Source organism: Spirosoma daeguense (assembly GCF_054776875.1).
Genome location: NZ_BAAHBF010000003.1, coordinates 99,780 through 123,810, shown reverse-complemented (window position 1 = coordinate 123,810; position 24,031 = coordinate 99,780). Strand labels below are relative to the sequence as shown.

Annotated in this window: 11 protein-coding genes; all 11 read left to right on the top strand. The window is 47.1% G+C overall.

The features are described 5' to 3' along the window. Positions 1-50: 50 nt before the first annotated feature. A complete protein-coding gene (locus tag ACYVD4_RS09740; protein WP_460944932.1) occupies positions 51-590 on the top strand; it encodes a hypothetical protein in 540 nt (179 codons plus the stop codon). Positions 591-806: 216 nt separating this feature from the next. Beyond that, positions 807-3,212 carry an ABC transporter permease gene (locus tag ACYVD4_RS09735; protein WP_460944930.1) on the top strand — a complete coding sequence of 802 codons (2,406 nt, stop codon included), beginning with the start codon at positions 807-809 and terminating at the stop codon, positions 3,210-3,212. A 114-nt stretch (positions 3,213-3,326) separates the two neighbouring features. Next, positions 3,327-5,792, top strand: coding sequence for an ABC transporter permease (locus ACYVD4_RS09730; RefSeq protein ID WP_460944928.1), 2,466 nt, complete (start codon positions 3,327-3,329; stop codon positions 5,790-5,792). 111 nt (positions 5,793-5,903) lie between these two features. Further along, positions 5,904-8,336, top strand: a complete 2,433-nt coding sequence (locus tag ACYVD4_RS09725) for an ABC transporter permease (protein WP_460944926.1) — start codon at positions 5,904-5,906, stop codon at positions 8,334-8,336. Positions 8,337-8,448: 112 nt separating this feature from the next. Next, the gene (locus ACYVD4_RS09720; protein WP_460944924.1) at positions 8,449-10,872 is read left to right on the top strand and encodes an ABC transporter permease; all 2,424 of its coding nucleotides are present in this window, start codon (positions 8,449-8,451) and stop codon (positions 10,870-10,872) included. A gap of 78 nt (positions 10,873-10,950) precedes the next feature. Beyond that, positions 10,951-13,374, top strand: a complete 2,424-nt coding sequence (locus ACYVD4_RS09715; RefSeq protein ID WP_460944922.1) for an ABC transporter permease — start codon at positions 10,951-10,953, stop codon at positions 13,372-13,374. A gap of 53 nt (positions 13,375-13,427) precedes the next feature. Continuing rightward, positions 13,428-15,878, top strand: coding sequence for an ABC transporter permease (locus ACYVD4_RS09710; RefSeq protein WP_460944920.1), 2,451 nt, complete (start codon positions 13,428-13,430; stop codon positions 15,876-15,878). Between the two features lie 60 nt (positions 15,879-15,938). After that, positions 15,939-18,329, top strand: coding sequence for an ABC transporter permease (locus ACYVD4_RS09705; RefSeq protein WP_460944918.1), 2,391 nt, complete (start codon positions 15,939-15,941; stop codon positions 18,327-18,329). 269 nt (positions 18,330-18,598) lie between these two features. Further along, positions 18,599-21,022: an ABC transporter permease gene (locus ACYVD4_RS09700; RefSeq protein ID WP_460944916.1), complete on the top strand. Its 2,424-nt coding sequence runs from the start codon at positions 18,599-18,601 to the stop codon at positions 21,020-21,022. A gap of 98 nt (positions 21,023-21,120) precedes the next feature. Then, positions 21,121-21,381 carry a hypothetical protein gene (locus ACYVD4_RS09695; RefSeq protein WP_460944914.1) on the top strand — a complete coding sequence of 87 codons (261 nt, stop codon included), beginning with the start codon at positions 21,121-21,123 and terminating at the stop codon, positions 21,379-21,381. 83 nt (positions 21,382-21,464) lie between these two features. Beyond that, positions 21,465-23,831, top strand: a complete 2,367-nt coding sequence (locus ACYVD4_RS09690) for an ABC transporter permease (protein ID WP_460944912.1) — start codon at positions 21,465-21,467, stop codon at positions 23,829-23,831. Positions 23,832-24,031: the final 200 nt, after the last annotated feature.

Sequence of the window (24,031 nt, the reverse complement as noted above, 5' to 3'; positions counted from 1 at the left end):
CTTTTTGATACGTGAATGAATCTTTATAATCCTGTAAATCCCGGTTCAGAATGCTCATTCCTGTTCCTGACATACAAATCGACTCTGGTTATCTGCACATTCCTGAGTATCCGTTCAGGCCGTCTATTGCTTGCCGGCAAAACACGTTTTTTGCGACTGATATTACCAACATCGACGTATCGGCGGCTCCACCCACGTTACGGGTTAACAATGAATTGATTTTTGTTTCGGCGAAACATAAAGATGAGCTGCTGCAATTTGCCGAATTACACCAGATTCCGGTTGTGAAGCGCGACGATATCTGGGATGGTTTGCTCGAGCCTTTTCTGGATACCGAATACTCAGACGAAACGCATGAGCGAATTGTACGCTGGCTGGCTACGTATAGCTTAACAGAAGAATTAATAGCGTCGATTCGGGATGAAGTTGGCGCACAGATGTATAAATACAACTTCAGCACGATGCTTTGGGAATGGGTTCATCTGGGTGCTTTCGACGTACTGTGTGCTATGCGCGCTACGTATAATAAAGAGCAATTCGCCGATTTTTACCGACGTGTTATGGACGTTGCTTTACTTCCAGACAAGTAACTTTCTGCCTGTCCGTAACTGACCGTTTCACGTCCGTTTGCGGACAGGCTGTGTCACCTCACCCAAAAGTATACACTGATAATCAGCAATTTAAATTTCTGGTACGGCATTTGGGCAAAATAGCGTAGGGCAGAGCGTTCGGGCAGAGGACCAAAACGAATAGATGTACCCTATACCCTCCCCCCTTTGCTCCACGCTATAAAACCAGATGTTGTTATGCTACGTAATTATTTGCTTATCGCTTTTCGCAACCTCACAAAACACAAAACGTTCAGCTTCATCAACATTGTGGGTGTAGCCGTGGGCCTTGCGTGTTTTCTGCTGATTGCGCTCTACGTGAAAGACGAACTCAGTTACGATCGCTACAATACCAAAGCCGACCGCATTTACCGGATTACACGTACATTCCTTTCTTCGGAAGGAACACCTTCGCTTAAATTGGCACAGGCAGCACCGCCGTTTGGGCCACTAATCAAACAGGATTTTCCCGAAGCGGAAGAGGTTCTTCGAACTATAGAAACTGGAGCACTCATCAAGTACGGCGAACACTCCTTTAACGAGGATGATGTATTCTTTGCTGAAGCCAATCTGTTCAACGTATTTGATTTTAACGTCACTAGCGGTAATCCGAAGCAGGCACTGGTCAATCCGTTTTCGATTATGTTTTCGCGCCCGATGGCCGAAAAATACTTTGGAAAGGAAAATCCAATTGGCAAAACCGTTCGGGTAAATAATCAGGCCGATATGACAGTGACGGGCGTTTTTGAACCGCTACCCACGCAGTCACATTACCATCCTAACTTTCTGGTTTCATTCAGTACGTTCAACGACAACCGTATTTACGGTGCCGAACAGTTACGTACCAACTGGGGCAATAACTCCTTTAATACGTATATGCTGCTAAAGCCAAGTGCAGATCCCAAACGTATCGAAGCGGCTTTCCCAGCTTTTCAGGATAAGCACGTACCGTCTCAGGAAGGTTCGAAACCATCGACCTGGTCGGTGCTGAATCTGCAAAATGTGGCTGATATTCACTTGTATTCGCACACAGATTCGGAGATTGAACCAACCGGCGACATCACCTATATCTATCTTTTTTCGGCAATTGGTCTGTTCATTTTACTGATTGCCTGCATCAATTACATGAATCTGGCTACAGCCCGTTCGGCGGGCCGCGCCAAAGAAGTTGGGATGCGCAAGGTTGTAGGGGCTTTGCGCGCTCAACTCATTAGCCAGTTTCTGAGCGAATCCTTTTTGCTGGTCTTGTTCGCACTGGTCATTGCCGTATTTCTGGTGATGCTTGGCTTACCTGCCCTCAACGATTTTACCCACAAACAACTCTCGTTTCAGCAACTCCTCGACCCGGTTTTTCTTTCCATCCTGCTCAGTATTACGTTGCTGACAGGGCTGGTAGCGGGCAGCTATCCGGCATTTTTCCTTACCTCGTTTCGGCCACTGGGCGTCCTGAAAGGCCAGATTGCTTCGACCATGCGTAGCGGAAAACTTCGGCAGGTGCTCGTGATTACTCAGTTTTCAATTGCTATTGCACTCATCATCAGCACGGCCATTGTTTACAACCAGATGAAATACATCCAGAATTATCGGTTGGGCTATGCCAAAGACCAGATGTTACTTCTTTCGGATGTGGGCGATTCGGCAACGAATTATGAAACACTAAAACAGCAACTTGTTCAGACTGGAGCGGTACGCGATATGGGTCGTTCGTCGCGGATTCCGTCGGGACGTCTGCTCGATTCGCAGGAAGCGAAGGCAATGAAAGGCGGCACAATGGCTCCGGTAAAAATTAACCTGCGCGGGTTACGTATCGACCAGGATTTTATTCCGGCCTATCAGATACAAATGGCTGCCGGACGTAATTTTTCCCGTGATTTCTCTACTGATACGTCGATGGTGATTCTGAACGAAACGGCGGTACGTCAGTTGGGCTGGACACCCGAACAAGCCATTGGCAAACCTTTTCAGTATGGTTCAGCCAAAGGACAAATTATTGGTGTAACGAAAGATTTTCATTTCGAATCATTGCATCAGCAAATGGCAGCACTGGCCATGGTGATGACCGTCGATGATCTGAACTGGATCTCGGTACCATTGAAAGGAGACGTAACAGCAGCCATACAACAGGTTGAAACAGTCTGGAAGCAGTTTTTTCCGGCTCAGCCATTCGATTATCAGTTTCTTGACGCTCGTTTTGGTCGGCTCTACGCCCGCGAACAAACTCAGCAAACATTGTTTACCGTTTTTGCCGGAATCGCCATCCTGATTTCGTGTCTGGGTCTGTTTGGTCTGTCGATGTTCATGGCCGAGCAACGTACCAAAGAAATTGGCATACGGAAAGTACTGGGCGCATCGGAGGTAAGTCTGGTAGCCTTGTTTTCGAAAGACTTCCTGAAACTTGTTCTCATTTCTCTGTTCATTGCGTCACCCATTGCCTGGTACGCCATGCACAATTGGTTAGAGGGTTTTGCCTACCGCACCGACATTCATTGGTGGACCTTTGTGTTGGCGGGTGGATTAACTGTATTGATTGCGCTACTGACGGTCAGTTTTCAGAGTGTGAAAGCCGCGCTTACGAATCCGATAAAGAGTTTACGTAGCGAATAAATACGTAGGTCGTAGAGACAAGGCATGCCTTGTCTCCTATGCGTCAGCAATTTTTCTATCGGCAACCATCCGGTCATGAGACAAGGCATGCCTTGTCTCTACAGAATCAACATCATGCTAACAAACTATCTTAAAATCGCGGTTCGGAATCTGCTACGTAGCAAGTCCTTTTCGGCCATTAATATCTTTGGTTTATCGGTCGGTATGACCTGCTGTATGCTTTTGCTGCTGTATATACGTAGCGAATTGTCGTTCGATAAACATCATCAGTATGCCGACAGGCTGTATCTGATGGCGCAGGAAACCATTATTGGCAAGGGTAACAAAGGAGCCGGTAGCGACAAGAATGAAACCGTATCGGCTCCCTATGCGTTTGCGCTGAAGGCCGAATTTCCGGAAATTGAACAGGTAGCACGCTTATGGATGAACCTGATCGACGATAAAGCGTTACTTCAGGTTCGGGAAGGAGGCAAAGCCGTCAAATCGTTCTACGAAACACGTGGCTATCAGGTCGATTCTACCTTTTTCGATCTGTTTTCGTACCAGTTTTTAGAAGGCAATCCACGGACCGCGCTGGCCGACCGAAATTCGGTTGTATTATCGGAAGAAATTGCGCGCAAACTGTTTGGTACTACGTCGGCAATCAACAAACTGATACGTATCAGCGGTACCACGGGGAGTGGTGAAGAATTTAAAGTGACGGGTGTTTATCGCGACGAAAGTGCCCGTTCGCATATCGACGCCCGTTTCTTTCTACCTATGTCGTCGGGCTGGGTAGGCGGTTTTCTGCGCGAATCCAAACTGGATTTCTGCTGTAACAACATGTTTGTTACGTACCTAAAGCTACGCACCGATGCAAATCCGGCACAGCTCCAGCAGAAGTTCCCCGCTTTTATGGAGAAATACGCCAGTAAGGATCTAAAAGCGGTGGGTTTCGATAAACAATTGTTTCTAATTCCGATACCAGAACTCCACCTTTTCGATCAACTCAATACAATCGTTACGCCCACCAATACCAAAACGTACCTGTACATTCTGGCGTCGATTGCGCTGTTTACACTATTGATTGCCTGTATCAATTTCATGAATCTGAGTACGGCTCGCTCGGCAAAACGTGCGGCCGAAGTTGGCATTCGGAAAGTGATGGGTGCCGAACGAGGTTCGCTTATTGGGCAGTTTCTGGGCGAGTCGATGGTGTTATCGTTGCTGGCACTGGCAATAGCCATTGGTATGGTTTCGGTATTTTTGACCGTATTCAACCAATTAACAGCTAAATCTTTACAGCTATCAGAATTATTTGAGCCACGTATTCTAGTGGCATTTATTACGTTGGCGCTGCTCACTGGTTTGCTGGCGGGAAGTTACCCGGCGTTTTACCTGTCGTTGTTCAATCCGGCACAGGTGTTGAAAGGCAAATTTGCGAATACGTTATCAGCCGTAACGCTACGTCGCGGACTGGTTGTGTTCCAGTTTGTGATTTCGGTTGGGCTGGTTCTTGCCACATTCGTCATTCAGGAGCAAATGCACTTCTTACGTAATACGTCGCTTGGCTTCACCAAAGATCAGCAGATTGCCATTCCACTAAGTAGTAAGGAAGCCCGCGCCATTTATACCTCCTATCGCAGCGAAATTCTACGGAACAATCAGATCGAAGGAGCCGCCGGAACACAGTATTATCCGGGCATCAGCAACGCTTCCGACTTTCTGCTGTATCGTCCTGAGCGAGGGCCGTTAACCAGCAATCAGGTTGAAACAAACTGGGTCGATTATGACTATATGCAAAATATGGGGTTCAGGCTAATAACCGGACGTATGTTTTCGAGACAGTTTCCCGGCGATACCAGCAACCGGCTTGTTGTTAATGAAGCCACGCTACGTAAATTTCAGATACCGCTGGCGAAAGCGGTTGGTCAGAAACTAAATATGGATTGGCAGGGCAAAACAAACCAGTACGAAATTGTAGGTGTGCTGAAAGATTTCCATTTCGAAAACCTGCATCAAACGATTCAGCCATACGCTTTTCTGCTGAACGGCCAACCTGATTATAACTACATTATTGCTCACGTGAATACAGACAATATGGCAAACGTATTGACTTTTCTGGAGCAAAAGTGGAAAACATTACGTCCTGAAGAACCATTTTCGTATACGTTTCTGAACGAAGATTTTCAGAAGAACTATGTAGCAGAAGCGCGTACGTCGCGCATTGTCAGCTATTTTACGGCTATTTCTATTCTGATTTCGTGTCTGGGTTTATTTGGTCTGGCGGCTTTTGCGGCCCAGCAACGTACTAAAGAAATCGGCGTCAGGAAAGTACTGGGCGCATCGACCACAAACATCGTTTTGCTGCTTTCCAAAGATTTTCTGACGCTGGTGGTTATTGCCATTCTGATTGCTTCGCCACTTGCCGGTTGGGCCATGACTAAATGGTTACAGAATTTCGCCTACAAGATCGACATTCCGTGGTGGGTGTTTCTGGTAGCCGGTGGAATGGCGCTGACAATTGCCTTTATCACGGTCAGTTTCCAGAGTATCAAAGCCGCGTTGATGAACCCGGTAAAGTCACTACGTTCTGAATGATTTATACGTAGTGACAAGGCATGCCTTGTCTCTTATTTACGCGTCAGCAAAACCATCCGGTCAGGAGACAAGGCATGATGCCTTGTCTCTACAATCACAATTAACACCTCTATGTTAACAAACTACTTCAAAATCGCCTGGCGAAATCTGGTTCGTAAACGGGCCTTTACGTTGCTCAATACGCTTGGTCTGAGCGTGGGCGTAGCGGCAGCTTTATTGCTGTTTCTGGTGGTACGTTACGAGCTAAGTTTCGATAAGTTTCACACGCAGTATGATCGAATCTATCGGGTGGCCCGCCACGAGGTTTACCCAAACGGAAGTGATGAATTTACGCCGGGAAACGCCTTGCCCGTGGCGGCAGCGCTCAAAGCCGACATTCCTCAATTCGAAAAAATTGTCCCGGTTTTCGGTACGCTCGACCCACAGGTAACAGTGCTGGGGGCTGATGCAAAGGCAACCAATTCGAAAACGAAATTCATCGAGAAAAACGAAGGATTGCTGGTTGAGCCCGACTTCTTCAAGCTGTTCAATTTTCGCTGGATTCTTGGCCATCCTGAACTGCTGGATCGGCCGAACGTAGTGGTTTTGTCGAAGACATACGCCACGAAATACTTCAGCGATTATCAGCAGGCCATCGGCAAATATCTACGTATCAACAACCAGACAACCATGCAGGTGGTGGGCGTGTTGGAAGATGCCCCGAAAACCACCGATTTTCCGACGAATCTTGTTATTTCATACGCGTCGAAGCGGGTAAAACCAGATTTGTTTGGTTTTGGTACATTCGATAACTGGAACAGTACTAGCAGCAACGACCAGATTTTTGTGCTTATGCCCGAGAAGCTTTCGGTAGCTACGGCGAATTCGCTGCTCGACAAATTCTCACATAAGCATTATGATGGACGAAAAGCAAACCATAAAAAAACGCACTTCCTGAGTCCGCTGGCCGATATGCATTACGATGATCGGCTCAGCAATTTTAAAAGTAAAACGGTGCCCAAAGAGCGGATTCAGAACATTGCGACGGTCGGCATTCTGATTTTGCTGATGGCATGCATTAATTTCATCAACATTTATTCGGCGTTGGCTACCCGACGTGCCAAAGAAGTTGGCGTTCGGAAAGTGTTGGGTAGTCAGAAATCGCAATTAGTATTCCAGTTTCTGACCGAAACGTTTCTGGTTGTGCTGACATCGTTAATCATGGGCGCAGGCTTAGCCTATCTGGCTCTTCCACTCATTGAAAAAGTATTTGACGTACCAGCCGATCCATCAACGTATCTGAACCCTGATCTGGGGCTAATGCTGCTTGGGTTATTGGTTGCGCTAACAATGCTTTCCGGGCTGTATCCATCGCTGATTCTATCTTCGTTTTCTCCGTTGGAAGTGTTCCGCAAAAACCTGTCGAAAAGCTGGATGCAGGGCGTATCGCTACGTCAGGGTCTCATTGTTTTTCAGTTCGCTACGGCGCTGGTACTTATTATCAGTACGGTTATCAATCTTCGACAGATGGATTATCTGAGCAAGCTGGACATGGGCTTCACGAAAGAGGGCGTCCTGACAATGAATATGGACACCGAATACCGTAGTCGCTACGCTACGTTTCGAAACGAGCTAATGCAATTTCCCGACGTGAAAGCCGTCTCATTTTCATCCGATCACCCATCGTCCGATAATAACTGGCAAAGCAATTTCAGCTTTACCAATCTGTCGAAAGAAGAGGATTTTCAGATATCGATGAAGATGGCAGACGGTAATTATTTCGCTACGTATGATCTGAAATTTTTGGCCGGTGGAACATACGCTATCAATGATACGCTCACCAAGTTTGTGGTAAATGAAACACTACTAAAAAAACTGGGCATCAAAAATCCCGAATCCGTTATCGGGAAAAAAATACGCGTGGGCGGCTGGGAGCCAGCTCCTATTGTGGGTGTGGTTAAAGATTTCCATACCAGTTCGGCTCGGGAAGCCATCAACCCCTCACTGATGACCATTTCGGACAAATATTACTGGAGCGGAGGAGTAAAAATTGAATCAAAGAATTTGCCACAAACGGTAGACCGTATCAAGGCTGCTTACGAAAAAATCTTCCCGGAAGTAGCGTTTGACGGCCAGTTCTACGATGAAAGTCTCAACAATTATTATAAAGCGGAGCATCAGATGGGTTTACTTTCCAGAGTTTTTGCGGGGTTAGCCATCTTCATTGCGTGTCTGGGGCTGTTTGGCTTGGCGGCATTCACGGCCGAAGCACGCACAAAAGAAATCGGTGTTCGGAAGGTATTGGGCGCGTCGGTATTCAGTATCATATCGCTACTCTCTAAAGATTTTCTGAAACTGGTAATCGTGGCCATTGCCATCGCATCGCCTATTGCGTGGTATCTGATGCGGTCGTGGTTGCAGGATTTTCAGTTCAGGATTTCTATTGAATGGTGGGTTTTTGCGCTGGCCGGTACGTTAGCAATCGCCATTGCTCTACTAACCGTAAGTTTTCAAAGCATCAAAGCCGCGCTGGTCAATCCCGTAAAATCACTACGTAGTGAATAACCTCGTAGAGACAAGTCATGCCTTGTCTCATGGCCGGATGGTTTTTGCTGACGCGTAGGAGACGCGAGGTATCGCCGGTCCGCCGGTGCGGTCTCTACATAAATGTAATCCCATGTTTACAAACTACATCAAAATCGCCTGGCGGAATCTGCTACGTAACAAAGCCTTTTCGGCCATTAACATTGTTGGGCTTGCTCTCGGTATTGCTACGTGCTTGCTGATCAGTCTTTTTCTGCTCGACGAACTCAGCTACGACCGCTACAATGATAAAGCTAGCCGGATGGTGCGGGTTGTTTTTCACGCTGTTATGGACGGTGGCGAAATCAATGAAGCCCACATAATGCCACCTGTTGCGCAAACACTGAAAACAGATTATCCTGAAGTTGAAGCAGCTACGCGGCTACAACCCGTTGGAACACCTACGATTACGGTAGGCACTAAAACGTTTCGGGACGATCAACTGGCTTATGTCGATTCTAATTTCTTCCAGATGTTCACTCTGCCACTTATTCAGGGTGATGCTAAAACGGCGTTGATACAGCCTAATACAGCCGTTATTACGCAGGAAATGGCCAAAAAATTCTTCGGTTCTGAAAATCCGATTGGCAAATCCTTACTCATAAAAAGCTGGAATGCTCCGTTTCGGGTAACCGGTGTTATTGAGAAAGTACCTACAAATTCGCATTTCCACTTCGATATGTTTATGTCGATGGCGGGCGTTTCTGAGGCCAAATCGCCGTCGTGGATGCAGTCGGGTTTCTTTACGTATCTGGTGTTGGCTAAGGGCTACGACCCAAAACAACTGGAAGCCAAACTGCCGCAGATGACAACCAAATACATGGGGCCGCAAATTCAGCAGGCGTTTGGGATGAACATGACTACGTTCCGCCAGAAAGGAAACGATGTTGGCTTCCGGCTGCAACCCTTAACCGATATTCACTTACACTCGAATATAACAGCCGAATTGGCTCCAAACGGTGATGTTCAGTACGTCTACATTTTTGGGGCTATTGCCCTGTTTATGTTGCTGATTGCCTGCATCAATTTCATGAACCTGAGCACCGCAGGAGCCTCGAAACGGGCCAAAGAAGTAGGTATTCGGAAAGTGCTGGGTTCGGTACGTCAAAGCCTGACTTATCAGTTTCTGATCGAATCGTTATTACTGACCACCATTGCTCTTGTGTTGGCACTGGGCATCGTTTTTCTGGCCTTGCCATCCTTCAATGAACTGGCAGGTAAAACCTTGACACTGAATATTGTTGACACGGCCTGGCTGGTTCCGGCACTCCTATTGCTGGGCTTGCTGGTCGGTATTCTGGCCGGAAGTTACCCTGCTTTTTTCCTGTCGTCGTTCAAGCCCATTTCTGTATTGAAAGGCAACAAATTCACGGGCGATCGCAAAAGCATCGGACTACGTAGCGGATTAGTGGTGGTTCAGTTTTCGATTTCCATCATCCTGATGATTGGCACTACGGTTGTTTATCGGCAATTGAGCTACATCCAGAACAAGAAATTAGGCTATTCGAAAGAGCAGGTGCTGATCTTGCCCGATACGTGGCAGCTCGCTCAGAAAGAAGATGTTTTCCGCAATCAGATCATGCAGAACCCTCGCGTGGTGAGCGTTAGTACGTCGGGCTACCTGCCAGCGGGGCCAAGCTATAACAATAACTTCATGGTATTCCCGGAAAACAACCCGACCAAGTTTGTGAAGGGAATCCGATACGACGTTGATTATGAATACATTCCGACACTAGGAATGCAACTGGCGGCTGGCCGCAATTTCTCTAAAGCCTACGGCACCGATTCGTCGGGGGTGATTTTAAATGAAACGGCTGCCAAAACTCTGGGCTGGGGCAACAAAGCGATTGGGCACACTATCGGTCATTCCGATAACGACGGCACGAAAAAAATGTATCGGGTCGTTGGCGTGGTGAAAGATTTCCATTTCCGGTCGATGCACGAGTCAATTTCGCCATTGATGATGGTTCTGGGTCGGAGTAGTAGTACGGTGATTTTGAAGGCCAAAACCACCGACATGACCGGATTGCTGGCTTCGCTGGAAAAAGAATGGAAGAAACTAACCACCGATGCTCCGTTCACTTATTCGTTTCTCGATCAGCGGTTTAACGATACGTATCTGGCCGAGCAGAAAACCGGACGTATTCTGGGACTCTTTGCCGGATTAACCATTTTTGTGGCCTGTCTGGGTTTGTTTGGCCTTGCTACGTTCACCGCCGAGCAACGTACCAAAGAGATCGGCGTTCGGAAAGTGCTGGGTGCGTCGGTCACTAGCATCGTTACGTTGCTGTCGAAAGATTTCCTTAAACTGGTGGCGGTTTCTATTGTGCTGGCAACACCAATAGCGTGGTGGACGATGGATAAATGGCTTCAGGAGTTTGCCTACAAGATCGACATTTCGTGGTGGATGCTCGTACTGGCAGGTGTATTGGCCGTTGGTATCGCCCTGCTCACGGTGAGTTTCCAAAGTATCAAAGCCGCACTGACAGACCCCGTAAAATCACTACGTTCGGAATAAAACAGCAGGGATAGCTGGGACGTAGAAAACCATCCCTGCAATCCCCGCCATTCCCCTATGCCCTAACCTCTTTGCTCTATGCTGACGAACTATCTCAAAATCGCACTGCGAACGATCAGGAAAGACACTACGTTTTCGCTCATCAACGTAGTGGGTCTAGCTTCGGGTTTGGCTGTAGCACTGCTCATTATCCAGTACGTGCGGTTCGAGTTAAGTTACGAAAACGCATATCCACAGGCTGATCGTCTTGTGCGGCTTACTATGGACTATATGAACGGTGGAACGGTAGACGCACAGGATGCAGAAACGTATCATCCGATTGGTCCCAAAGCCAAACGGGAAATGAATGAAGTCGCCAATTACACCCGTGCCAGACCTTTCGGCAAAAAACTGACCATTCAACTTGGTGATACGTATCATACAGTAAATAAACCGCTGGCCGTAGACTCATCCTTTTTCTCGCTATTCAGCTACCCACTCATCCGGGGTAGCCGGAAAGATATTTTTACCAAACCACGGCAGGTTGTTCTGACTAAGACGATGGCCTTGACCTATTTTAAGACGTTAGATGTACTGGGTAAAAATCTGAAAATTTCCCGACCAGAAGACAGCATACTATTGGAGATCGTGGGCGTAGTGCCGGATAGCCCGGTCAATACACACCTAAAATTTGATATGCTTCTCTCCTACCCGACAATGATGTCGGATTTTGGCGAACAGGAAGAAAGTTGGAATAGCAATAATACATACACCTATATTCAACTGGCCGAAAATACCAGCTACGAAGGGTTTACCAAATCGCTGGTTTCCTTTAGCAACCGATTGCTCAAGGAAAAGAAAATAACCAACGAACGGGTAATCGGCCAGAAAATCGCTGACATTCACCTCTATTCTCATAAAACCTTTGAAACCGAGCCCAATGGCGAAGCTCAATCGGTGTATTTTCTGCTGGCAGTAGCGTTTCTGGTACTTGTTAGCGCCTTTGTCAATTATGTTAATCTAACCACTTCCAAAGCTCTCGACCGAGCGCGTGAAATTGGCATGAGAAAGGTCGTTGGCTCCACGCAGGGGCAGATAAGAACGCAGATTTTCATAGAAACCTTGCTGATCAATAGTGTTTCCGGGTTGTTTGCGGTGGGGATGGTAGCGGTCATGCGTTCTGTATTTGTTCAGGTGGCGGGTCTTCCCGAAGGTTTTACCGTATTCGAGGATGCATTTTTCTGGGAAAGCGTTGGGGTATTTTTACTAATAAGCGTTTGCCTATCAGGATTTTATCCAGCTTTCGTACTATCTTCATTTGATCCGGTTAAGGTACTCAAAGGTAATTTCTCGCGCTCAACCAAAGGCACTGTTCTACGTAAATCACTCGTCGTTTTCCAATTCGCGATTACCCTTATTCTGCTCGTGCAAACGTTCGTCGTTTACCGACAAGTGGGCTTTCTTCGTGAGCAAAAATTGGGAGTAAATATCGACCATACGCTAGTAGTGAAAGCTCCAGCAGGGAACAACGCCCGAAAGGACTACGGTGCGTTTCGCCAAATGCTACTTGATCAGGCTCAGATAAAAGCGGTATCGCTTTCCGGTACAGTACCGGGGCTGGGATCTGATCAAATGGCAACAACAACAGGCATTAATTTGTCAGATGCTGCCAAGAAAACAAACTACAACTATTACCTGACCAGAATAGACACGTCATTCATCGACCTGATGGGCCTCCAATTATTGGCAGGAAAAAACTTCGACGCTACCACCCGGCCGGGTTTTTCAGATACGACGAATAGACAACTTATTGTTAACGAAGAAACTATCCGACTTTGGGGAATTCCGACACCCGAAGAAGCTATCGGCAAGCGGGTCGACCTCTGGGGACATCAGGCGACCATTAGAGGTGTTGTCAAAAATTACCACTACGAATCCCCAAAGGCGGCTCACATACCTATTATTCACATGTATTCGCCCTCATTCGAATCGTTCGCCAGTGTGAAGTTTTCGGAAGGAAATGCAAGCGAGCAGCTCGCTACGTTGAAGAAAGTTTATGAGGCTAATTTCCCCCATTCACCGTTTAGCTATTTTTTCATGGATAGTGAGTACGACAAACAATACAAAGCCGATGATCGGTTTCAGCAGGTATTCGGTGCCTTAACTGGTTTCGCTATTCTGATCTCCTGCCTGGGGTTATTCGGCCTCGCTACGTTTACCGTTTCCAAACGAACGAAGGAAATCGGAATCCGAAAAGTTATTGGTGCCAGCACCACAAACCTGATGGTTTTGCTCTCGAAAGATTTTATTCGAACAGTATTAATATCCATCCTAATTGGCCTTCCGATTACGTACGTAGTCGTCAAAAACTGGCTGGCCAATTACGCGACCCGTATCGAATTAAGTTGGTGGCTTTTCGCAGCGCCGGCCCTGTTAGTCTTGCTGCTGGTACTGATATCAATCGGAAGCAAAACGATTGCTACAGCCTTAATGAATCCAATAAAATCACTACGTTCGGAATGATTGTATAGACAAGGCATGCCTTGTCTATACGTAACGTAACAATCATCACCTCTATGCTCACAAACTACATCACTACCGCCATCCGGGCGCTGAAGCGCAACTGGAGTTACTCGATCATTAACATACTGGGACTAACGTTGGGGCTTGCCTGTTGTTTGTTTTTGTTCGTTGCCATTCGGTATGAGCTGAGTTTTGATCGGCACAACGCTAATGCCGCACGTATTTACCGTATGCTTGGAGCGGACAGAACCAGTCCGGACAGCAAACCGAATACCGGCATTACCTTTCCGGCATTGGCTGCTCTTCGGAACGATTTCCCTGATCTAAAACATAAGCTTACAATGGTGAGTCGGATGCGGTCGGCGGTGGTGGCTGTGGGTGGAAAAGGAAATACGGAAAAGAAACGGTTTCAGGAGCCCGATGGCGTCATTACGTTTGCCGAACCTGAGTATTTCAACCTGTTCGATTATGGCTGGCAAAAAGGCAGTGCACAAACGGCGTTAGTGAATCCGAATACAGTAGTACTTACCGACCGAATGGCGCGTAAATACTTCGGCGATGCAAACCCGATGGGGCAAACGATTCGGATTGATAATCAGATGGATTTTGTGGTAACGGGCGTAGTGCAGGCTCCTCCTGCCACCAGTAGCCTGCCTTTCGATGTTTTTCTGACCCACGCTTCGGTGGTGGAATTCGGCAATACGTCGCCTGTAGATGATTGGGGGTCGAGTTATGGCGGTGCGCAAATTTATATGTTACTGCCTCCAACTACAGCGGGTGCTGAAACGTCAGCGTTGCTGATGGAACGTCGACTGGACGATTTTGTCAAAAAATACCATACGCCCGAAACTGCCAAAACGCTACGTTACGTACTGCAACCCCTAACTGATATTCATTTCGCAACTAATACGTCCAATTTTTCGCAACGTAGCATCAGTGTCGAAATGATTTGGGCTATGGTACTGATCGGGCTGTTTATTCTAGGAACGGCCTGCATCAATTTTGTCAATCTGGCTACGGCACAGGCCATTCGTCGGGCTAGAGAGGTGGGCGTTCGGAAAGTGCTGGGCAGTTCGAGGGGCCAGTTGCTACGTCAGTTCATGGGCGAAACGGGCTTTTTAACGGCCATCGCCGTTGTGCTAGCATTGCTAGTGGCGCAAGGATCATTGCCTTACGTGAGCGATTTACTGAACATCATACCGGGTGCCGTAACACTCTTCAGTCCGATTATGCTGACTTTTTTGATTTTGTTGGGGGTGGTAACGACCTTATTGGCTGGCTTTTATCCGGCGCTGGTGTTGTCGGGATATCAGCCCATTGTGGCTCTGAAAGCAAAAATTCAAGCCAGCCAGTCGGGACGTTATCTGACGCTACGTAGAGGGCTGATTATCGGGCAGTTTGCTATATCGCAGCTCCTGATTATCGGTACCATCATTGCTTATTACCAGATGGATTATTTCCGTTCTGTCGATCTTGGATTTACGAGCGATGCCGTTTTAACCGTTAAAATTCCCGGAAACGAACCGGGCCAGCTCGAAAACTTACGGGCCAAACTTCGTAACGTACCGGGCATTCAGTCCGTTAGCTTTGCCATGACAACGCCATCGTCGACGCTTAACTGGACAACCGGTTTTCAATTCGGAACAGACGAAAATGCCTACGACTTTGGCATTTTAATGCGACCGGGTGATACGTCCTATGCTCATACCTACGGTTTAAAACTACTAGCGGGACGGATGTATCAACCAGCCGATACGGCACGCGAGCTGGTCATCAACGAAACGTTCATGAAACGGCTGGGCTTTCAAAAGCCAGAACAGGTTATTGGCAAACTGATGGCCATAGCGGGTTCCGAGGTGAAAAGACCAATTGTGGGGGTCGTAAAAGATTTCAATCTATTCTCGTTGCGCGACCATGTAGAGCCGAGTGTTCTGACAACCATGCGTTCTAATTACCACAGTATGGGACTTAAATTATCTACACAAAAAGGTGGTACCGAGGCCATTGGCAACATACTTAAACAGGTGGAAACCGCCTGGACAGAAACCTTCCCTGAGTTTGTTTTCAGCTACGAGTTTATGGACGATACGCTGGCTAATTTTTATAAAAGCGAAGAAAAGAGCTATGCACTTTTCCGCTTACTGGCCGCTATTGCCCTGTTTATTGGTTGTTTGGGACTCTATGGCGTAGTAGCGTTTATGGCCGAAACCCGGACCAAAGAAGTGGGCGTTCGGAAAGTATTGGGTGCAACAACGGCACACATTTTCGGCCTGTTTTCGATGGATTTTGTCAAACTGGTGCTGATCGCCCTGATAATCAGTTCGCCAATTGCGTGGTATGTTATGCATCAATGGCTCCTGAAATTTGCCTACAAGATTGACATAGAATGGTGGATGTTTGCCTTGGCCGGTCTGCTGGCAATGAGTATCGCCTTGTTGACTGTCAGTTTCCAAAGTATCAAAGCCGCAATGATGAACCCGGTAAAATCGCTACGTTCGGAATAAATGTAGATTGTAGAGACAAGGCCTACCTTGTCTCTACGTAACGTAATAATTATCACCTCTATGCTACTCAACTACCTTAAAATAGCCTGGCGAAACCTGATTCGCAACAAAGTGTATAGCGCCCTTACATTGTTGGGGTTGGTCAGTGGCATGATTGGAGCTATTCTGCTGGGGCTTTATGTGTATGACGAGCTGATGTTCGACCGATACCATAAAAATGCATCCAACATTTATCGGCTGAATCTGCATATTAAATGGGGTGATAATGAACTGAATATGGGCGTTGGCTCGGCACCGATGGGACCGGCGCTCAAACAGGAATATCCCGAAGTTGGTAATGTGTTACGGATCAAGCCCGGCCATGAGATTCTGTTTCGGATTGGCGAGAAAGCACACTACGTTAAGAACGTCATCTACGCCGATTCAACGCTGTTTTCGTTTTTCGACTATTCGTTCATTGATGGGAAACCAAGCCCAGCGTTGTTGAAACCGAACAGCATTATTCTGACTCAGAAACTGGCTATGACGTTGTTTGGCCATACAGATGGGTTGGTGGGTAAAGTAATCAAAATAAAAGATGAACACGCGATTACTGTGGCGGGCGTAATTCAGAATTCCCCAGCTAATCATCATCTCAAATTCGACGCCATTCTGCCTTACAGTAATACTCAACTCAATGGCATCCAACTCGATAAATGGGACAATTTTGGTTCAGTTACATACCTGCTGCTTCACCCCAATAGTGATTCTCAGAAGCTAGCTCATAAAATGCCCGATTTCTACAAAAAGTACGTTGCCCGGGCTATTGGCGATGAGGTTGGGAAGGGCGTTACGTTCGATATTACATTGCAGCCACTGTCGGCTATGCACCTCTACTCAAGCCACTTGCTAGGCGAGGAAAATGTAGGTAGCATGGCCTATATATACACATTTTCAGCTATCGGTCTCTTTATTTTACTAATTGCTATTGTTAATTATATCAATCTGGCCACAGCGCGCTCTATCGGGCGAGGTCGTGAAGTTGGGGTTCGCAAAGCCGTTGGTTCGCTACGTAGTCAGTTGGTTGGGCAATTTTTATCTGAGTCAATTCTGTTGGCATTACTGGCTTTGGTTGTCAGTCTACTTCTGTTGCCTGCCCTACTTCCACTATTTAATTACATATCGGCCAAAACACTGACGATTGACCTCTGGAGCACTCAGACACTCGGCCTACTAATGGGTTTTAGCTTGCTGGTGGGTCTGGCTGGCGGGCTTTATCCGGCATTCGTACTTTCGCGTTTCGATCCGGTAACCGTTTTAAAAGGGCGATTCTCAGCCAGCAGCAAAGGCGTATTGCTACGTAAATCTTTGGTGGTCTTACAGTTCACTATTTCTATTGTAATGATTGTAGGCACTGTTGTTGTTTACTGGCAATTGCAGTACATGCGAAAAACCCAACTTGGATTCAATCAGGAACAGGTACTTGTGCTCTCGCTTAAAGCTCCGGCAGCTCAACAATCCGTTAAGACGCTTAAAGAGAAACTTTTACAAAACGCCATCATAAAAGGAGCCAGCCTGACCGATGGGTCAATTGGTGGTGAACTGAACGATAAGTCTACATTCAGCTTTTACGCAGGTGGCAAAGAGCAGCCGATTAACACCGAAAATTTCTCGGTCGATCAGGATTTCCTCAATGTCTTACAGATTGACGTAAAAGACGGGCGAAACTTCTCGGCAGATCTCGCCAGCGATTCGACCGGGGCAGTGCTTGTCAACGAAGCCATGCTCAAGCGATTAGGCTGGAAAAATCGCACGGCAGGTCTGGTTGAGTTCGACACGAAGCGTATACCCATTGCAGGCGTCATCCACGATTTCCACCTGCGTTCGCTCCGAAACAAAATTGAACCGTTGCTGTTAGTTTTCCATAAAGATCGGGGCGATAAGCTTCTCGTTCGAATAGCTGCCCGGCACGTACCGGATGCGCTCGCTTACGTAGGCAGTGTGTATAAACAGGTGAATCCGACTCAGCCGTTTGAGTACACGTTTCTGGATCAGACGTTTGCCGAACAATACCGTTCCGATGAACGTAAAGGAAATCTGTTTCTGGCTTTTTCGGGATTGGCTATCTTCATTGCCTGTCTGGGTCTGTTTGGTCTTGCTACGTTCACCGCCGAGCAACGTACCAAAGAAATTGGCGTACGGAAAGTGCTGGGTGCTTCGGTCGCGAGCATAATTACGTTGCTTTCCAAAGATTTTCTCAAGCTGGTACTGATCGCCATTGTCGTCGCTATTCCCATCTCCTGGTACGCTATGAAAAAATGGTTGCAGGAGTTCGCTTACAAGATTGATTTGGCATGGTGGATGTTTGCCCTGGCAGGATTTTTAGCGATACTGATTGCTTTGTTCACGGTCAGTTTTCAGAGTATTAAAGCATCATTGGTCAATCCGGTAAAATCACTACGTAGTGAATAGCTTGGGGCTAAGGGGTATGGCAGGGGGAGTGGAGAATAGCGGGGATGGCAAGGAATTGAAGATACGGTGGGATTTGCTTGCAAGCCATGCCATCCCCGCCCCAACCCCTATGCCCCCCCGCCCATAACCCTTCTACACAAGCGGACAATAGCTGTACGGTTTCGGACACTCATACCCAAAAAATAGGCCATAACTAGCTCAAAAGGCCGTTTTCCTGACGTGGCATAGTAGTTGCGCCCATTAGCTATTGCTAATGAACTCCTCTACGAATGATAACTAATCTCCTCAAAACAGCCCTCCGAAACCTCCGACGAAACTGGAGCTATTCTTCGCTCAACATCATTGGTTTAACATTGAGTCTGGCATGCTGCCTGTTACTCTTTCTGGCGATTCGCTATGAACTGAGTTTCGACCGGCATCACCGTGACGCAGACCGTTTATTTCGGCTGGTTAATCATGTAAAAACTCCACAGATTGACGGGTACGATACGGGAATGCCGATGCCGACCATTACGGCGCTACGTACCGATTTTCCGGAGTTGAAGAACAACGTAACACTGATTCAGGATATTAGCCACGCCGTAGTTACTACGTCGACGGGTGAAATCCGTAAGTTTCAGGAAGATGATGGAGCCATTGCTTTTGTTGAACCGGCTTATTTCAACCTGTTTAACTATCAGTGGATTAAAGGCAGTCCTGCTACGTCGGTTCAGAATCCGAATTCCGTTGTACTGACCGAAACTATGGCCAAAAAGTATTTCGGTAATTCGAATCCGATGGGCAAAACGCTACGTTTCGACAATCGCATGAATTGCGTTATAACGGGCTTGGTTGCCGACCCACCACTCACCACCGATTTTCCGTTTGGTATGCTGATTTCGTTCGCATCGCTCAAAGAATACGGCCCAAACACAAACTGGGACGACTGGCATTCGACCTATAGTGGTACGCAATTATATATCAAACTTCTGCCAAAACAGACGGCCACCGAACTCGTAGCGCAGCTTATACCCTTCACAAAAAAATACAAATCGGCAGAAGAAGCCAGCCAGGAAACGTATGAGTTGCAGCCGCTGGAAAACGTTCATTTTGCCGCTCGCATGATGAATTACAGCCACCGGACGGTTGGTAAAGAAATGATCTGGGCCATGTCGCTCATCGGGCTTTTTCTGCTTATCACGGCCTGTGTAAATTTTGTTAATCTGGCAACAGCGCAGGCACTACGTCGCGCTAAGGAAGTGGGCGTTCGGAAAGTATTGGGTAGTTCACGAGGGCAGTTAGTACGTCAGTTTCTGGGCGAAACCGCTTTACTGACCACGGTTTCGGTGATTCTGGCGCTGTTGCTGGCACAAACCTCATTGCCTTATGTTGCTGATCTATTGAACGTAAAACTGCAAACGCTGTTTCTCGGCGACCCAATGGTGCTAGGCTTTCTGGTAATACTGGCCTTGCTCACTACGTTGTTGGCGGGTTTTTATCCTGCCCTGATTCTCTCGGGTTATCAGCCCGCCCTTGCGTTGAAAGGTAAGCTTCGTTTTTCCAAAAACCGGCAGTTTTCGCTACGTCAGGGCTTGATTATCTTACAGTTTGCCATTTCGCAGGTACTGATTATCGGAACGATCATCGCTTATAATCAGATGGAGCATTTTCGTGCGGCTGATTTGGGTTTTACGAAAGACGCCATCTTTACAGTACCCATCCCCGAAAAGAAACCCGGCCAGCTCGACAACCTGAAAGCAAAACTGAGCAGCCTCCCCGAAATTGAATCCATCAGCTACAGCATGTCGTCGCCTTCGGCGAATGGCAACTGGAGCACGAGTTTTCAGTTCGGCAACTCCGATAAAGATGCCGACTTTAGTGCGGTGATGCGTCCGGCAGATACGGCTTATGTGGATACTTATGGCCTTAAACTATTGGCAGGACGTATGTATTATCCGGCCGACACTACTCGAGAAGTAATTGTTAATGAAGCGTTTATAAAACGATTCAACTTTCAACATCCGCAACATATTATCGGTCAGCTTATTGCTATTGGTGGTAACAAAGTTCGCGTACCGATTGTGGGCGTGGTGAAAGATTTTCATACGTATTCGCTGCACCGCAAAACGGCCCCTTGTATTCTGACCAGCCATAGCGACGCTTATCATATAGCGAGTATTAAACTGACCAAACAGGCCGCCACATTGTCGAATGTTCGGCCATTGATGAGCGAGGTAGAACGTGCCTGGACGGCTACATTCCCCAATCATCTGTTTAAATACACGTTTGTTGATGATACTGTTGCCAAGTTTTACGCCAGTGAAGAGCGGATGTTCAAGTTATTCCAATTATTGGCAGGCATTGCCATTGCTATTGGCTGTTTGGGCTTGTTTGGTGTAGTGGCATACATGGCCGAAGCCCGCACAAAGGAGATTGGTATCCGAAAAGTACTGGGCGCATCGGTCGGCAGCATATTCAGTTTATTCTCCGTGGATTTTATCAAACTGGTTCTAATTGCGCTGGTTTTTGCCTCACCCATTGCCTGGTACGTTATGAGCGGATGGCTCGATAAGTTTGCGTACAAAATCGATATTACGTGGTGGATGTTCTCTCTGGCTGGCCTGTTAACAATTGTTGTGGCCCTATTGACCGTCAGCTTCCAGTCGATAAAAGCGGCCCTAGTAAACCCAATAAAGTCGTTACGTAGTGAATAGCGTAGAACAAAGGGTTCGGGGCGATGGGATAATAAATTCTTGAGCCCTATACCCCTTGCCCTGTGCCCCTTACCATCTTATCAAACACAAATACTCACATGAAACCTGAAACCCTTCAACAGATTTACCAGCAGATGTGCGTCAGACGCGACGCTATCAACCAACATTATCTGGCCGATTTATCGCTTAAAACAAACGACCCGACCAGCTACGAAAAATACCGAAGAGAGCTACGGGATATTAACAAGCGGCTTCGGATTATTCGGCACTGTATCCCGGTCAATCCGATTTTATTGACCGACCAGCTTGTGTTTCCGACTGTGAATGCACAGTTTCTACGCGATGTGACTACAATGTAAATTGCTTTTGGCAAAGGGCTTGGGGCATAGGGAGGTTACTAAATCCTTCACCCTAAACCCCAAGCCCTAAACCCTTTGCCCCAATGCTAACGAATCATCTCAAAATCGCCTGGCGGAATTTCATTCATAACAAAACATTTTCTGCCATCAACGTACTGGGGCTGGCACTTGGCCTTGCGTCGAGTCTGCTCATTACGCTTTGGATTCAGGATGAGTTAGCTATCGGAAAACAGTACGTTCAGGCACCTTACCTCTACCGGGTGATGGAACACGAAATTGCCGACGGACGTATCGTTACTGACGAAGATACGCCCGGTATTCTGGCCGATGAACTCAAACGGGTGATTCCAGAAGTGGTATACGCGGCTGGCTTTTCATCTCAAGAACAACATTTATTTACAGTCGGTAACAACGTAGTGAAACAGTTCGGCAATTTTGTTGGCAGCGACTGGTTTGCCATGTATGATATGCCGTTGCTGGCGGGGCAGAAAACAGCGCTCAACGGGCCGACTAGTGTGGCATTGTCCAGAAAACTGGCCAATACGCTCTTTGGTACGTATCAAAAAGCTTTAGGCAAATCAGTTCGGATGGATAATTACGTTGATTATCAGGTAACGGCTGTATTCGAAGATTTTCCCGAAAATGCGCCCGACAAATACGAATTTCTGCTCAACTGGGCTACGTATTTGAAACGGGAACCCTGGCTCCAGAAGTGGGAAAACGGCGGTCCTGGCACCCGAATTCAACTTCGCCCCGACGCTAATCCAGCTACGGTCAACGCCAAACTGCTGACGTTTCTGAAGGGACGTAACAAGGACATTAGCCCGCATTTCAACATTCAGTTGTTTCTGCAACCCGAAACCGAAGCGTATCTATATTCTACTTTTAAAGACGGTCATCGCGACGGTGGACGTATCGACTACGTTCGATTGTTTGCCATAGTAGCCGCCTTTCTTTTACTGATTGCGACGATTAATTTCATGAATCTGGCAACAGCCCGGTCGTTCAAACGAGCGCGGGAAGTTGGGGTTCGGAAAGTGGTGGGTGCCAATCGGTCGTCGTTGATTGGGCAGTTTATGGGCGAAGCTTTTTTTGTTACGTTACTCGGGCTTTGTGCGGCCGTTTTGCTGGTTCAGACGCTATTGCCAGTCTTCAATCAGTTGACCGGCAAGAATTTGCTTTTACCACTGAATGAACCCTTATTCTGGGTATTACTCGTTAACTTACTATTAATAACGAGTGGTTTGGCCGGTAGTTACCCAGCCCTGTTTCTGTCGTCACTCAGTCCGATACGTGTTCTGAAAGGTACGCTACGTTTCAGCAGTGGCACGCAAATGTTTCGGCGTGGACTGGTCGTTTTTCAGTTCGTGTTGACTATGTTATTGTTAGTAGGCACTATCGTCGTATATCGTCAACTTCAATACATCCAGACCAAAAATCTGGGTTACGACCGCGAAAACCTGATTAGGATTCAAGGTGAGGGAGCCATCGCTCAGAACTTCCAAACTTTCAAGCAGGAATTGCTTCAACAGCCCGGCATTCAGTCGATAACCCACATCCAGACCAATCCACTCCAGAACGGCAACACCACCGACGGCGTACATTGGGTTGGTAAAGATCCTACATCGGCTATTCAGTTCAACAATACATGGGTGGGGTATGACTTCGTTAAAACGATGAAAATCAAGCTTCTGCGCGGGCGCGATTTTTCAAGAAGTTTCGGTACTGATTCGGCGAATTATCTCATCAATCAGGCAGCTGCAAAACGAATCGGTTATAAAGATCCTATTGGGCAACCACTGAAATTTGGAAACACAGCCGGTAAAATTGTTGGTCTTCTTGACGATTATCATTTCAATTCGCTGCACGTAGCCGTACGGCCACTTGTTATTCGGCTGGCCGAAAACTGGAATTACGACCATATTCTGATTCGAACCCAACCCGGCCAAACAAAGGAGGCATTAGCCAGTGTGGAAACTCTTTATCGGAAGTTTAACCCCAAATATCCGTTTACATATTCTTTTCTTGATACTGATTACCAAGCAATTTACCGAAGTGAAAGCATCGTTGGTACGCTGACAAATGCGTTTGCCGGGCTCGCCATTTTCATTGCCTGTCTGGGTTTGTTTGGTTTAGCGGCTTTCACCGCTGAGCAACGTACCAAAGAAATCGGTATCCGGAAAGTGTTGGGCGCGTCGGTAAGTAGCATCGTTACGTTACTTTCCAAAGATTTTCTCAAGCTGGTCGCTATTGCTATTGTACTGGCTACGCCCGTGGCCTGGTATACTACGTCGAGATGGCTACAGGGATTTGCCTACAAAATTGAACTAGACTGGTGGATGTTCGGACTATCGGGTTTGCTGGCGGTCGGTATTGCGCTGCTCACAGTGAGCTTTCAGAGCATCAAAGCCGCGCTGATGAACCCGGTTAAATCACTACGGAGTGAATAGGCCGACCTAGCAGTTGCCTAAACGTAAAAGGGATGTTAGACTTAGGCTGACATCCCTTTTACAATTTACTAGATCTATAATTCTATCAAAAATCAGCGTAAAACGGGTACATCCATAAAAAGCTACAAACAATTGTAGTATTTATTGGTAGTATATAACAAAGTAAAGCTCTTCCATTCTCTCCGCTCAACAAACATTTA

What these genes read in the sequence shown, in the direction of transcription:
- ACYVD4_RS09740 (WP_460944932.1), top strand. Translation starts at nt 51, where the DNA reads ATGCTCATTCCTGTTCCTGACATACAAATCGACTCTGGTTATCTGCAC.
- ACYVD4_RS09735 (WP_460944930.1), top strand. Translation starts at nt 807, where the DNA reads ATGCTACGTAATTATTTGCTTATCGCTTTTCGCAACCTCACAAAACAC.
- ACYVD4_RS09730 (WP_460944928.1), top strand. Translation starts at nt 3,327, where the DNA reads ATGCTAACAAACTATCTTAAAATCGCGGTTCGGAATCTGCTACGTAGC.
- ACYVD4_RS09725 (WP_460944926.1), top strand. Translation starts at nt 5,904, where the DNA reads ATGTTAACAAACTACTTCAAAATCGCCTGGCGAAATCTGGTTCGTAAA.
- ACYVD4_RS09720 (WP_460944924.1), top strand. Translation starts at nt 8,449, where the DNA reads ATGTTTACAAACTACATCAAAATCGCCTGGCGGAATCTGCTACGTAAC.
- ACYVD4_RS09715 (WP_460944922.1), top strand. Translation starts at nt 10,951, where the DNA reads ATGCTGACGAACTATCTCAAAATCGCACTGCGAACGATCAGGAAAGAC.
- ACYVD4_RS09710 (WP_460944920.1), top strand. Translation starts at nt 13,428, where the DNA reads ATGCTCACAAACTACATCACTACCGCCATCCGGGCGCTGAAGCGCAAC.
- ACYVD4_RS09705 (WP_460944918.1), top strand. Translation starts at nt 15,939, where the DNA reads ATGCTACTCAACTACCTTAAAATAGCCTGGCGAAACCTGATTCGCAAC.
- ACYVD4_RS09700 (WP_460944916.1), top strand. Translation starts at nt 18,599, where the DNA reads ATGATAACTAATCTCCTCAAAACAGCCCTCCGAAACCTCCGACGAAAC.
- ACYVD4_RS09695 (WP_460944914.1), top strand. Translation starts at nt 21,121, where the DNA reads ATGAAACCTGAAACCCTTCAACAGATTTACCAGCAGATGTGCGTCAGA.
- ACYVD4_RS09690 (WP_460944912.1), top strand. Translation starts at nt 21,465, where the DNA reads ATGCTAACGAATCATCTCAAAATCGCCTGGCGGAATTTCATTCATAAC.